The sequence below is a fragment of the Chitinimonas koreensis genome (assembly GCF_014353015.1).
Classification (GTDB): domain Bacteria; phylum Pseudomonadota; class Gammaproteobacteria; order Burkholderiales; family Chitinimonadaceae; genus Chitinimonas; species Chitinimonas koreensis.
Map to the genome: position 1 here is coordinate 1,422,390 of NZ_CP060704.1, position 13,224 is coordinate 1,435,613.

Annotated in this window: 11 protein-coding genes and 1 pseudogene; 9 read left to right on the forward strand and 3 right to left on the reverse strand. The window is 71.8% G+C overall.

The features are described 5' to 3' along the window. Positions 1-137: 137 nt before the first annotated feature. From H9L41_RS06070 to H9L41_RS06085, 4 genes are all read left to right on the forward strand, one after another. Positions 138-1,568 carry an alpha/beta fold hydrolase gene (locus tag H9L41_RS06070; RefSeq protein WP_034608072.1) on the forward strand — a complete coding sequence of 477 codons (1,431 nt, stop codon included), beginning with the start codon at positions 138-140 and terminating at the stop codon, positions 1,566-1,568. A gap of 67 nt (positions 1,569-1,635) precedes the next feature. Then, on the forward strand, positions 1,636-2,940 hold the full coding sequence (locus tag H9L41_RS06075; protein ID WP_028447845.1) for an aminodeoxychorismate synthase component I: 1,305 nt from the start codon (positions 1,636-1,638) through the stop codon (positions 2,938-2,940). Positions 2,941-2,953: 13 nt separating this feature from the next. Then, positions 2,954-3,790, forward strand: coding sequence for an aminodeoxychorismate lyase (gene pabC, locus H9L41_RS06080; RefSeq protein ID WP_084300575.1), 837 nt, complete (start codon positions 2,954-2,956; stop codon positions 3,788-3,790). After that, positions 3,775-4,065: a hypothetical protein gene (locus tag H9L41_RS06085; protein WP_028447844.1), complete on the forward strand. Its 291-nt coding sequence runs from the start codon at positions 3,775-3,777 to the stop codon at positions 4,063-4,065. The genes pabC and H9L41_RS06085 overlap by 16 nt, the downstream gene beginning before the upstream one ends. Positions 4,066-4,420: 355 nt before the next feature. On the opposite strand, the gene H9L41_RS26060 is transcribed toward H9L41_RS06085, so the two are convergent. Together H9L41_RS26060 and H9L41_RS26065 are read right to left on the reverse strand one after the other, a co-directional pair. Beyond that, positions 4,421-5,191, reverse strand: a complete 771-nt coding sequence (locus H9L41_RS26060) for an MFS transporter (RefSeq protein ID WP_373282113.1) — start codon at positions 5,189-5,191, stop codon at positions 4,421-4,423. Continuing rightward, positions 5,116-5,700, reverse strand: a pseudogene (locus H9L41_RS26065) (MFS transporter); the annotation flags it as partial. The pseudogene H9L41_RS26065 and the gene H9L41_RS26060, both read right to left, overlap by 76 nt. A gap of 200 nt (positions 5,701-5,900) precedes the next feature. Here H9L41_RS26065 and H9L41_RS06095 point away from each other — a divergent pair. After that, positions 5,901-6,458, forward strand: coding sequence for a TetR/AcrR family transcriptional regulator (locus tag H9L41_RS06095; RefSeq protein WP_187523875.1), 558 nt, complete (start codon positions 5,901-5,903; stop codon positions 6,456-6,458). 210 nt (positions 6,459-6,668) lie between these two features. Here H9L41_RS06095 and H9L41_RS06100 read toward each other — a convergent pair whose 3' ends face one another. Beyond that, the gene (locus H9L41_RS06100; RefSeq protein ID WP_051319409.1) at positions 6,669-7,688 is read right to left on the reverse strand and encodes an AraC family transcriptional regulator; all 1,020 of its coding nucleotides are present in this window, start codon (positions 7,686-7,688) and stop codon (positions 6,669-6,671) included. Positions 7,689-7,934: 246 nt separating this feature from the next. On the opposite strand from H9L41_RS06100, the gene H9L41_RS25555 reads away from it, so the two are divergent. From H9L41_RS25555 to H9L41_RS06115, 4 genes are all read left to right on the forward strand, one after another. After that, entirely contained in the window at positions 7,935-8,366 is a 432-nt protein-coding gene (locus H9L41_RS25555; protein ID WP_308419604.1) for a hypothetical protein, read from the forward strand. After that, positions 8,270-9,586 (forward strand): FAD-binding oxidoreductase, encoded by a 1,317-nt coding sequence (locus tag H9L41_RS06105; RefSeq protein ID WP_308419655.1) that lies wholly within the window; start codon positions 8,270-8,272, stop codon positions 9,584-9,586. The genes H9L41_RS25555 and H9L41_RS06105 overlap by 97 nt, the downstream gene beginning before the upstream one ends. Further along, positions 9,573-11,204 carry a glycerol-3-phosphate dehydrogenase/oxidase gene (locus H9L41_RS06110; RefSeq protein WP_051319373.1) on the forward strand — a complete coding sequence of 544 codons (1,632 nt, stop codon included), beginning with the start codon at positions 9,573-9,575 and terminating at the stop codon, positions 11,202-11,204. The genes H9L41_RS06105 and H9L41_RS06110 overlap by 14 nt, the downstream gene beginning before the upstream one ends. Before the next feature lie 379 nt (positions 11,205-11,583). After that, positions 11,584-13,134 (forward strand): FGGY-family carbohydrate kinase, encoded by a 1,551-nt coding sequence (locus H9L41_RS06115; RefSeq protein WP_028447840.1) that lies wholly within the window; start codon positions 11,584-11,586, stop codon positions 13,132-13,134. The last annotated feature ends 90 nt before the right edge of the window (positions 13,135-13,224 follow it).

A 13,224-nucleotide genomic window follows, 5' to 3' on the forward strand; every position in this document is an offset into this window, starting at 1 on the left:
TGCATTCCATCGCGGCCTGGCGTCGCCCGGTCGGCCGCCGGCGCATTCCGGCACACCTGCCTGCCTTGCGGCGCCCGCCCGGTGCTATACCGGCCGGCGCGCCGATCGGTGGCGCACCACGAGAGAGGAATATCACGATGCGAACACGGCGATGGAAGTGGCTGGCCGGACTGGGGCTAGCCGCGGGATTGACGGCGCTGCCGGCGCAGGCCGCCGGCTTCGCGCCGTGCGGCGACGCCGGCGACTTCGCCGAACTGGCCGGCTCGCAGTGCGCGGCGATGGACGTGCCGCTCGATCACGCCCGGCCCGACGATGGCCAGCGCCTGCAACTGTTCGTACGCAAGTTCCCGGCCGAGGGGCGGCGGCGCGGCGCGATCTGGCTGGTGGCCGGCGGGCCGGGCGAATCGGGGGCCTCGTTCTACCCGCTGCTGCCGACCCTGCGGCGCAGCTTTCCCGGCCTCGACCTGCTGGTGCCCGACCATCGCGGCACCGGCCTGTCGGGCCGGCTCTGCCCCGACGAGGAAGCGGTCGCCGGTGCCGGCGGCGCGGCGCTCGAAGGCGCCGAGTGGGGCAGTTGCTTCGGCCGCCTCGGCGCCGATCCGGCTCGGGCGCGCGCTTTCGGCATCGGCAATGCCGCCCGCGACCTGGCTGGCCTGATCGGCCATTTCCGCGACGACGGGCCGGTCTACCTGTACGGCGTCTCCTACGGCACTCAGCTGGTGCTGCGCACCCTGCAGCTGGGCGACCAGGGCCTGCGCGGCGTGATCCTCGATTCGCTGGTGCCGCCCGAGACCGATCCGCGCTGGGATCTGAGCCGCCGCTCCGAACTGGTCGATGCGGTCGGCCGCCAGGTGCTGGCCGCCTGCGAGGCCGAGCCGGCCTGCCGCGGCGGGGCCGAGGGCAGCGCCGAGGCGCGCTACCGCCGCGTGCTGGCCATGGCGGCGCAGCAGCCGGCACCGGCCTGGCGGGCGCAGATCCCGGGCCGCGATCCGCGCGCCTTCTTCGGCAGCCTGCTCGACGTGCCCGAGCTGCGCCGCAGGCTGCCGGCGCTGCTGGCCGATCTCGACGCCGGCCGTGGCGAGGTGCTGCAGCAGGTGCTGGCGCGCCAGCGCGCGATCGGCGAGGCCATGGGCCGCTATCCGCAGTCGCCGCTGTCGATCCCGCTGGTGCAGATCGTCAGCGCCTCGGAGAACACGCTGCGGCCCGGGCTGACCGCTGCCCAGGTCGAGCAGGAGGCGCAGGGACTGCTGTTCACCAGCGTGCTGCCGGGCCTGCTGGCCGAACCGAGCCTGCCGCGCTATCCGCGCGACGCGGCCTGGGGGCGTCAGCCGGACCGACTGCCGCCGACCCTGGTGCTGCACGGCACGCTCGACCCGAAGACCGCCTGGCCCGGCGCGCAGGCCCACGCTGCGCTGCTGCGTCCGCACGGCCGGCTCGGCCTGCTGGCGGTCGAAGGCGCGCCGCACTTCATCCTGTGGGCGGCGCCGGACTGCTTCCAACGCGCGGCGCGCGCCTTCGTCGCCGCCGGCCGGCCGCGCGACGGCCGGTGCAGCGCCGCGGCCGGCTGATCGGCACGCTTGCCAAGCGAAACGCCGCGCGGGAGACTGCGCGGCGTTTCGTTTCCTGCCCCTTGCGATGCCAACCCTGTCGCTCCCGTCCGCGCCCGATCTCCTGGCGCTGGCCGCGGCCTATCCGGCCGATTTCCCCTACCTGCTGCAATCGGCCGGCGACACCGGCTGGGACATCCTGTTCGCGCTGCCCGAATCGGTGCGCATCTACGGCGCCGGCGAAGGCGCCGCGCTGCAGCGCGACCTAGCGGCGATCGCCGTGGCGCCGGCGGCCGATGCGAGCGGCCTGCCGTTCACCGGCGGCTGGTTCACCTACCTCGGCTACGAGTGGCTCGAAACGCTGGAATCGACCGTGCCGCCGCGCCACGACGCCGGCTTCCCGCTCGGCCTGCTGGCCCGGGTGCCGGCTGCGCTGATCGTGGCGCGCGAGGACGGCCGCGCCACGCTGGTGGCCGAGACCGCAGACCAGCTGGCGCGGCTCGAAGGCCTGCTGGCCGGCGTCGATGCGCCGTTCGCCGGACAGCCCATCGTGCTGGCCGGCCTGACCGAGGACGAGCCGCAGGCCTTCCTCGACGGCACGCTGCGCTGCAAGCAGTACATCCGCGACGGCGACGTGTTCCAGGTCAACCTGTCGCGCGGCTGGGACGCGCAGCTGGCCGGCGGCGCCGGGCCGCTCGACCTGTTCGCCCAGCTGCGCCGCGCCAATCCGGCGCCGTTCTCGGCCTATGTCGACTTCGGCGACGGCCGCGCCATCGTCAGCTCTTCGCCCGAGCGGCTGGCGCGCATCGACCGCACGGGCCGGGTCGAGACCCGGCCGATCGCCGGCACCCATCCGCGCTCGCCCGACCCGGCCGAGGACGCCGCCCAGAAGGCGCGGCTGATCGCTTCGACCAAGGAGCGCGCCGAGCACATCATGCTGATCGACCTCGAGCGCAACGATCTCGGCCGCATCGCCCGGCCGGGCACGGTCAGGGTCGACGCGCTGATGGACGTGACCAGCTACACCTACGTGCACCACATCGAGTCGACGGTCAGCTGCACGGTGCGGCCCGGCCTGTCGGTGGCCGACGCGGTGCGCGCGCTGTTCCCCGGCGGCACCATCACCGGCTGCCCCAAGGTGCGCTGCATGCAGATCATCCGCGAGCTGGAGGACCGGCCGCGCCGCGCCTATACCGGCAGCCTCGGCTACATCAACCGCGACGGCTCGCTCGACCTCAACATCCTGATCCGCACCTTCATGCAGGACGGCGCCGCGCTGTCCTTCCGCGCCGGCGCCGGCATCGTGGCCGACAGCGACCCCGAGCGAGAGCTGGGCGAGACCCGCGCCAAGGCGCGCGGCCTGCTGCGCGCGCTGGGCCTGGCCGACCGGTAGGGCAGGAGGGCGCATGCGGATCCTGGTGAATGGCAGCGAAGCCGGCCTGGTCGACGCGCGCGACCGCGGCCTGGCCTATGGCGACGGCGTGTTCCGCACGCTGCGCTGCGAGGCCGGCCGATTGCTGGCCTGGCCGCGCCACTACGCCCGGCTGGCGGCCGACTGCGCCGCGCTCGGCATCGCCTGCCCGGCCGAGGCCGACCTGCTGGCCGACCTGGCCGCGCTGGCGCCGCACGACGCGGCGGTCAAGCTGACGGTGACGCGCGGCGTCGGCGCGCGCGGCTATGCCTGCGCGGCCGAGGTGCCGGCCACCCGCATCGTGCAGGCCGGACCGCTGCCGGCCTACCCGGCCGGCCTGCGCGAGCACGGCGTGGCGGTGCGGCTGTGTGACTGGCCGCTGGCCATCCAGCCCGGCCTCGCCGGGCTCAAGCATCTGAACCGGCTCGACCAGGTGATGGCGCGGCGCGAGTGGGACGACCCGGCGCTGTTCGACGGCCTGATGGCCAATGCGCGCGGCGAGCTGGTCGAAGGCGTGATGACCAATCTCTACCTGCTGGCGGGCGGCACGCTGCTGACCCATCCGCTGGCCGACTGCGGCGTGGCCGGCGTGACGCGCGAGCTGGTGCTGGAATGCGCCGCGGCGCTCGGCATCGCGGTCGAGCTGCGCGCCTTCACGGCCGAGGCGCTGGCCACGGCCGACGCCGTGCTGCTGAGCAACAGCCTGGCCGGCGTGCTGCCGGTGGCGCGCTGCGGTGCGCGGGCATGGCATGATTTCGCCTTCGCGCGGCGGCTGCACGACGCCGTCGCCCTCCTGGCCCGACAAGAAAGCCGACCATGCGTCATGCCCTGATCCTCGCCGCGCTGCTGGCCCTGCCGGCGCTGGCCGCCAAACCCAAGCCCACTCCGGAACCGATCACGCTGCCCGACAAGTACTCGCCGATCTTCTACGAGCACCTGACCGGGCCGGAAAAGACGCGCTGCGAGAAATACGTCGACGAGCTGATGCTGATGGAAAAGCGCCAGCGCATGGGCGCGACCAAGCCGTGGGACCTGGAGAAGATGAAGGCCAAGCGCCAGCGCATCGATGCCGATTACGACAAGTATTGCCTGCGGATGATCAAGTAGGCCGCCGCAAGGCGGTGCGTCCGTTTCGCGGCAGCGGTTGCAGGAACGGTTTGTAGGAGCGGCTTCAGCCGCGAATGGCCTCGGTCGGGCGAACACTGTCGCCGATCGGCCATTCGCGGCTGAAGCTGTTCCTGCATGTGCAACAAGCTTGCGCGGCGCATCCTGGTAGGTCGGGCTTTACGCCCGACAACGCCATTGATCGAGACGGCCGTCGGGCGTAAAGCCCGACCTACGAAGACAGCAAGCAGCTCGGTAGGTCGGATTTCAGTCCGACAGCGCGCCGATGAAGATCGCTGTCGGGCATAAGGCCCGACCTACAACCCCATCCACGGCCGTATGCCCCTGATTGGCGCGATCAAGCCACCGCCGGCGTCAACGTTGCCGTGCGCCGGTTGATGCGCAGCACCACGATCGCGCTGACCAGGCACAGCCCGCCCGAGATCATCGTCGCCGCCGTGTAGCTGCCCAGGCTGTTGCGCAACAGGCCCGCGCCGAGCGCGGCGAAGGCGGCGCCCAACTGGTGGCCGGCCACGATCCAGCCGAAGATCACCGGCGCCTCGCGGCTGCCGAAGCGGTCGTTGGTCAGCCGCACCGTCGGCGGCACGGTGGCCACCCAGTCGAGACCGTAGAACAGCGCGAACAGCGGCAGGCCGAAGAAATCGAAGCCGAAGGCATAGGGCAGGTAGATCAGCGCCAGTCCGCGCAGGCCGTAGTACCAGAACAGCAGCACGCGTGCGTTGTAGCGGTCCGACAACCAGCCCGACAGCGTGGTGCCGGCCAGGTCGAACACGCCCATCGCGGCCAGGATGCCGGCGCCGCGCACCGGCGTGATGCCGTAGTCGCCGCACATGGCGATGAAGTGGGTGCCGATGTAGCCGTTGGTGCTGGCGCCGCAGACGAAGAAGCTGAAGAACAGCAGCCAGAAGTCGCGCGACTTGGAAGCGCGCGCCAGCGCTGAGAAGGCGATGGTGATCGGATTGCCGGTCGGCGGCGCGGCGGCGGGGCATCGTCGGCCTCGCCGTAGGCGCGCAGGCCGACCGCGCCGGGCCGCTCGGGCAGCAGCCAGGCGACCAGCGGGATGACCACCGCGGCCGCCGCGGCCACCAGCAGCACCACCGGCCGCCAGCCCTGCTGCTCGGTGATCGCGGCCAGGAGCGGCAGGAACACCAGCTGGCCGGTGGCCGAGCTGGCGGTCAGCAAGCCCATGGCCAGCCCGCGCCGCTCGACGAACCAGCGGTTCACCACCGAGGCGCCCAGCGTCATCGCGGTGGCGCCGGTGGCGCAGCCGACCACCAGGCCCCAGATCAATTGCAACTGCCAGGTCGACTGCATCCGGCTCGACAGCGCGACGGCGCCGGCCAGCACCGTCAGCGCGGTCAGCACCGTGCGGCGCAGGCCGAAGCGCAGCATGGCGGCAGCGGCGAACGGGCCCATCAGGCCGAACAGCGCCAGGTTGATCGACAGCGCCAGCGAGATGGTGGCGCGGCTCCAGCCGAGTTCCTGCTCGAGCGGCACCATCATCACGCTCGGCGTGGCGCGGGTGCCGGCGGTGACCAGCATCACCAGGAAGGTCACGGCGATGGCGATCCAGCCGTAGTGGAAGCGGCCGCGCGCCCAATTTGCGAGTGCCTGCATGGCGAATGTCCTCGAGCGGGATTGATGTGACAGGTCGGTAACAACGATTGCGGATGCTATGTACCGAGCGGTAACATGTCAAGCATGGAAACGGATACGGGAAGCAAAAATACGTCGGCGAACGACGTGACGGCGGCCGGCGAGGGGCGGGCCAGGCTGCGCCGCGCAAGTCGACGACGGGCAGCGAGGCCTCGGCGCGCATCCTCGACGCGGCCGAGCAGCTGTTCTATCGCGAGGGCGCGCGGGCGGTCGGCGTCGACGCGGTGGTCAAGCAGGCCGGCGTCAACAAGATGAGCCTGTACCGCCAGTTCAATTCGAAGGACGAGCTGCTGCGGCAATACCTGGTCCGGCGCGACGCCAAGTTCTGGGGCTATTTCGAGGGCAGCGTGGCCAGGCACCCCGATGACCCCGCGGCCGGCCTGGTGCAGTTCTTCGCCGACCTTTCGGTGCGGGCGTCGGCGCTGGACTACCGCGGCTGCCCCTTCGTCAACGTGGCGGTGGAATTCGCCGACCCCGAGCACTTCGCCCGTCGCCACGTCGCCGAGGGCAAGCGCCAACTGCTGGCGCGGCTGCACGAGCTGGCGACCGCCGCCGGCGCCGCCGAGCCGACCGCACTGGCCGAGGCGCTGGCGCTGCTGATCGAGGGGGCCTATGCGGCCAGCCAGACCTACGGGCCGGGCAATACGCTGATGCTGGCCTTGCCCGGCGTGGCGCGGACGATGGTGGAGCAGGCGGTGGGACGGGAAGTCTTGCGGTGATGGGGTGGGAAAGGAGAAGAGGGAAGGGTGGTCCTTCCCCTGCGACGGATTCAAGCCTTGGGTAGGAGAGCCTGTAGAAGTGACTTTGGCCGTGAATGACGGTTGTGGCAGGAACGGCGATTCGCGGCTGAAGCCGCTCCTACAAAAGCGTCGACCGCCGAGCGACGCTTCCCTTCACCCTTCACCCTTCACCCTTCACCCTTCACCGATCTAAGCCCGCCGATTCCGCTCGCGATACGCCCCCGGCCCCTCGCCCTGCCAGCCCTTGAACGCGTGGTGGAAGGCCGCCGGGTCGCGATAACCCAGTAGGTACGCGATCTCGCCGATCGGCAGCGCCGAGCTGTCGAGGTAGTGGCGCGCCAGCTCGTGGCGCGTGCGGTCGAGCAGGTCCTGGAAGGCCAGGCCGGCCTCGCCCAGGCGGCGCTGCAGCGTGCGCGTCGACAGGTGCAGCGCGTCGGCCACCTCGGCCAGCCGGGTCGCGCCGCCTTCGCCCAGGCGCGCCAGCAAGAGGCTGCGCACCTGGCCGACGATCTCCGGCTCGCGCCGGTGCCGCTCGCGCAGCAGCGCTTCGGCATGGTTCTGCAGCAGCGCCAGCAGCCCGTTGTTGGCCTGCGGCACCGGCCAGTCGAGCAGCTCGGCCGGGAACAGCACCCGGTTGGCCGCACAGCCGTGCCGCACCGGCACGCCGGCCAGTTGGGCCAGTGCGGCGCTGTCGCCGGCGTGGGCGAATTCCAGCTCGAAGCCTTGCAGCGGCCGGCCGGCCAGCCACTCGGCGCAGGTACGGATGCCGGCGAACACCGACTCGGCCAGCGCCGCCGCGGCCGGGTGGCCGCTCCAGTCGTTGCGCCAGCCATAGACCCACAGCTCGCCCTGCCGCGACAGGCTGGAGCGGCCCAGGTCGTGCACCAGCGCCTCGAAGCGCAGCACTTGCTGCAGCGCCTCGCCCAGCGTCGGGCAGGACAGCAGCAGGATGCCGTTGACGCCATAGGTGGTCGGCTTGGCCGCCTGGCCCAGCCGCCAGCCGAACGCGGGGCCGGCATGCGCCACCGCGCGACGCAGCAGGTCGAGGTAGGCGGCGACCGGCACGTCGGCCTCGCCGCCGGTCGGTACGCCGCTGGCGGCCAGCTCGGACGCGGGCAGGCCGGCGGCCAGCGCGGCCTCGCGCAGCGTGCTGGCGTAGGGCGACACCACGCGCGGATTTGGCGCGATCGCGCAATCGATTGGCAGCATCGCGAAGTGGCTGTTCATCATCGAGCGACTACAGTTTCCCTATTGCAGTGCTGGCCGATACCACCGGCGCGCGTCAGCGCGCTTCCCCGCCGCGGCGGGGCGGAGGGGTGGAATCAAAACAGCAAAGGACGGGTGAAGATTCCTCGGACGGTGAACGCCCTGCTTGGCCGGGCGCTGGACCGAAGATCCGTTGGCACTTCCCTATCGAATTTAAAGCCGCGACGCGCGGCACCGGGAGCATAAGCCATGCGACGCTGGAATGGCTGGGGCGACGACGCCACCAGCATGAGTCTGAACGATGCCGCCCTCGCCATGCTGGGCGAACGCCTCGGCCCCGGCCGGCCGCCGCGCGACGTGGGCCAGGCCGAGCTGCTGTCCGCCGTGCCGGCCTCGCGCCTGCCCGAACACCCGCTGATCCGCCGCGACGCCGCCAGCCGCTTCGGCGCCGCGCTCGGCGAGAGCTACCCCGATTGGCTGCGCAAGCGCTGCGGTCCGCTGCCGCCGGTGCCGGACGGCGTCGCCTTCCCGAGAGCAGCGAAGACGTGCGCACGCTGCTCGACCTGGCGCAGGCCCACGGCTGGATCGTCATTCCCTTCGCCGGCGGCACCAGCGTGGCCGGCCATCTCGACTGCCCCTTGGGCGAGCGGCCGGTGCTGTCGCTCAAGCTCGAGCGCATGAACCGGCTGCTGCATCTCGACAAGACCAGCCGGCTGGCCACCTTCGGCGCCGGCACGCCGGGCCCGCAACTGGAAGCCCAATTGCAGGCCGAGGGCTACACGCTCGGCCATTTCCCGCAGTCGTTCGAATACTCGACCGTCGGCGGCTGGGTGGTGACGCGTTCCTCCGGCCAGCAGTCGCTGCGCTACGGCCGCATCGAGCAGCTGTTCGCCGGCGGCCGCATGGAGACGCCGGTCGGCCGGCTCGACCTGCACACCCTGCCGGCCTCGGCCGCCGGGCCCGATCTGCGCGAGCTGGTGATGGGCTCGGAAGGCCGCTTCGGCGTGCTGACCGAGGCGGTGATGCGGGTCAGCCCGCTGCCGGGCCACGAGCGCTTCCACGCGCTGTTCTTCCCGAACTGGGATGCCGCCGAGGCCGCCGTGCGCGGCATGGTGCAGGACCGCCTGCCGCTGTCGATGCTGCGGCTCTCCAACGCCGGCGAGACCGAGACCAACCTGACCCTGGCCGGCCACGCCAATCTGATCGCCTGGCTCGAGCGCTACCTCGGCTGGCGCGGCTGCGGCGAGGGCAAGTGCATGCTGATGCTGGGCGTGACCGGCACGGCGGGCGACGCCGCCCGCGCGCTGCGCCAGGCGCGCCGGCTGGCCGGCCGCCACGGCGGCGTGCATATCGGCACCGTGATGGGCGACAAGTGGCGCGCCAACCGCTTCAAGGGCCCCTATCTGCGCAATGCGCTGTGGGAGCGCGGCTACAGCGCCGACACCATCGAGACGGCGGTCGACTGGCCGCGCGTCAAGCCCTTGATGGAGGCGATGGAGCAGGCCGCGCGCGACGCCTTCGCCGCGACCGGCGAGCGCGTGCACGCCTTCACCCACCTGTCGCACCTGTACGGCCAGGGCTGCAGCATCTACTCGACCTTCGTCTGGCCGACCGCCGACGGCGGCTTCGAGCCGAACATGGAGCGCTGGCGCCGCTACAAGGGCGCGGTGTCGCAGGCCATCGTCCGCCACGGCGGCACCATCAGCCACCAGCACGGCGTCGGCCGCGACCATGCACCCTTCCTGCTGGCCGAGAAGGGGCCTCTGGGCATGGCCACGCTGGCCGGGCTGTGCCGCCATTTCGACCCCAAGGGCATCATGAATCCCGGCAAGCTGCTGCAGGACGGCAGCCGCTGGGGCCATGCCTCGCTCGAAGCGAACGCCGCCGATGCGCGCGGCTGACGCCCGCGCCGCCAGGCTGGCCCGGCTGGCGGCCGAGGACTGGGACATCCTGGTGATCGGCGGCGGCATCAGCGGCGCCGGCGTGCTGCGCGAAGCGGCCCGGCGCAGCTGGAAGGCCGCCCTGGTCGAGCAGCGCGACTTCGCCTGGGGCACCTCCAGCCGCTCGTCCAAGCTGGTGCATGGCGGCCTGCGCTACCTCAAGGAAGGCCAGCTGCGCACCACGCTGCACTCGGTGCGCGAGCGGCAGCGGCTCTTGGCCGAGGCGCCCGAGCTGATCGAGCGGCAGAGCTTCCTGTTCGCCGACCGCCGCGGCCGCAAGCCGGGCCGCTGGCTGTTCCAGCTCGGCCTCGCGATCTACGACCGCATGGCCGGCGAGCGCAGCCACGCCTACCACGACGCAGCCGCCACGCTGCGGCTGGCGCCGGGGCTGTCGACCGCGGATCTGCGCGGCAGCATGGTCTACCGCGACGCCAAGACCGACGACGCGCGGCTGGTCTGGCGCGTGCTGATGGAGGCCGAGGCCGACGGCGGCCTGGCGCTCAACTATGTGGCAGCGCGCGCGCCGGTGCTGGTCGACGGCCGGGTGGCCGGGCTGGAGGTGCAGGACGCCGAGACCGGCATCCGCTACGACTTGCGCGCGCGCGCCGTGGTCAACGCCACCGGCGTCTGGGCCGACAAGCTGCGCGGCGCGGTCGGCGGCCGGCCGATGCTGCGTCCGCTGCGCGGCAGCCACCTGGTGCTGCCGGCCTGGCGTCTGCCGGTGGCGCAGGCGATCAGCCTGATGCACCCGCACGACGGCCGGCCGGTGTTCTTCTATCCATGGGAGGGCGCCACCCTGGTCGGCACCACCGACCTCGACCATCGCGACGGGCTCGAGCGCGAGGCCGCCATCACGCCGGCCGAGGTGGCCTACCTGCTGGCCGCCGTCAACGACCAGTTCCCCGGCCTCGCCATCGGCCCGGCCGACGTCGCCGCCAGCTATGCCGGCGTGCGGCCGGTGCTCGACGACGGCACCGCCAACCCCTCGGCCGCCGGCCGCGACCACGTGGTGCTGGACGAGCGGGGCCTGATCAGCGTGACCGGCGGCAAGCTCACCACCTTCCGGCTGATGGCCGAGGACGCGCTGGCGCTGGCCGCCGGCCGCATCGGCAAGCCGTTCGCGCGCGATGCCGGGCCGGTGTTCCGGCCGGCCGCGGCGCTCGATGCGCGCTTGCCGGCCGCCTTGCGCCATCGCCTGGCCGCCCGTTACGGTGCGGCTGCCGCCACGGTCCTGGCCGAAGCTGCGCCGGCCGAGTGCGAGCAATTGCCCGGCAGCGACGGCTACTGGCTGGAGCTGCGCCGTGCCGCGCGAGCCGAGGCGGTGGTCCACCTCGACGACCTGCTGCTGCGCCGCAGCCGCATCGGCATCCTGCTGCCCGAAGGCGGCCGCGCGCTGCTGCCGCGCGTCCGCGCACTGTGCCAGCCGGTGCTGGGCTGGGACGACGCGCACTGGGATGCCGAGGAGGCGCGCTACCTGGCGCTGATCGCCAACCATTACAGCCTGCCGCCGCTGGAGGCGATTCCGGATTGGCAGGGGTATCTGGGTGGGGAGGGCGGGGCGCCGGTCAGCACGACGTAGGTCGGAATTCATTCCGACAGCGCCCTTTCCATCGTCGCTGTCGGGATCGGCCAGCACTACTCATTTCGACTCACCGAGCAGGCGGGTGAGCGCACTGCCGTATCAAGCCCCTCTCCCCCGGAAGAGGGGTGGGGGTGAGGGCGCAGCGGTTCAGGATGAAATGCCGGTCATTGATTGCTCCTCCGGCGCTCCCTCACCCCAGCCCTCTCCCGGGGGAGAGGGTGCGGACTGTGCATTTCATTGGGCCGCGAGTCACTGAAGGGGCGTGGCCATTTCTAGTCCCTCTCTCAAAGGGAGAGGAAACGCGGCTTTCCAGCCATAACTAGACGTCCGCCCCGCCGGTGCGGAACAGAACAAGCAGCACCAAGGACACCCCGCGATGAGCAACGACTACCTGCTGGCCATCGACAACGGCACCCAGAGCGTGCGCGCGCTGCTGTTCGACCTGCATGGCCACCTGGTCGACAAGGCCCAGGTCTCGATCGACTACGCCGACAACCAGCCCGGCTGGGTCGAGAACGACCCCGAAGCGTTCTGGCAGTCGCTGTGCCAGGTCTGCCAGCGGCTGTGGGCCAACACCCCGGTGCCCAAGTCGGCGGTGCGCGGCGTGGTCATCACCACCCAGCGCGGCACGGTGGTCAACCTCGACCGCGACGGCAATCCGCTGCGCCCCGCCATCCTCTGGCTCGACCAGCGCCGCGCGCGCAAGCTGCCGCAACTGCCGTGGTGGTGGCGCACCGCCTTCCGCGCCATCGGCATGCGCGACACCGTCGAACATTTCCTGCACGAGGCCGAGGCCAACTGGATCGCCCAGGAGCAGCCTGAGATCTGGGACCGCACCCACAAATACCTGCTGCTGTCGGGCTACCTCAACTACCGCTTCACCGGCCGCTACGTCGATTCGACCGGCAGCCAGGTCGGCTACGTGCCGTTCGACTACAAGCACGGCCGCTGGGCCGCCGGCCACGACTGGAAGTGGCAGGCGCTGCCGATCCGGCCCGACATGCTGCCCGAGCTGGTGGCGCCGGGCACCGTGATCGGCGAGGTCGGCCGGGAGGTGAGCGAGGCGACCGGTATCCCGATGGGCCTGCCGGTGATCGCCGGCGCCGCCGACAAGGCCTGCGAAGTGCTCGGCGCCGGCTGCCTGAGCCCCGAGGTGGCCTGTCTGTCGTTCGGCACCGCGGCCACCATCAACACCACCACCCGCCGCTACGTCGAGGCCACGCCCTTCGTGCCGCCCTACCAGGCCGCCGTGCCGGGCCACTACAACACCGAGGTGCAGATCACCCGCGGCTTCTGGATGGTGAGCTGGTTCAAGGAGCAGTTCGGCCTGCACGAGCAGCAGGAAGCGGCCGCGCTCGGCGTGAGCCCGGAAAGCCTGTTCGACGCGTTGGTCGAGGCGGTGCCGCCCGGCGCGCAGGGCCTGATGCTGCAGCCGTTCTGGAACCCCGGCATCAAGGTCCCCGGCCCCGAGGCGCGCGGCGCGGTGATCGGCTTCAGCGACGTGCACACCCGTGCGCACTTGTACCGCGCGATCTTGGAAGGCCTGGTCTACGCGTTGCGCGAGGCCGGCGAGCGGATCGAGCGGCGCAGCGGCACGGCGATCGAGACGGTGCGCGTCTCCGGCGGCGGCTCGCAAAGCGACGCGGCGATGCAGATCACGGCCGACATCTTCGGGCGACCGAGCGAGCGGCCGCACCTGTACGAGACCAGTGGCTTGGGGGCAGCGATCATCGGCTCGGTGGGGCTGGGGCTTCATGGCGACTACCGCGCGGCGCTGGCGGACATGACGCGGGTGGGAAGGCGGTTCGAGCCGCAGCCCGAGCATGCGGCGCGGTATCGGCGGCTTTATCGGGAGGTGTATTGCGGGATGTATGAGCGCTTGCGGCCGTTGTATCAGTCGCTGCGGGAGATCGATGCGGCGGGGTGAGGGTTGCTCGGAAATCCGTAGCTTGGGTTGAGCGCAGCGAAGCCCGACATGGATCGACCCGACATGCGCCGAGCTTGCCGGGTGTCGCTG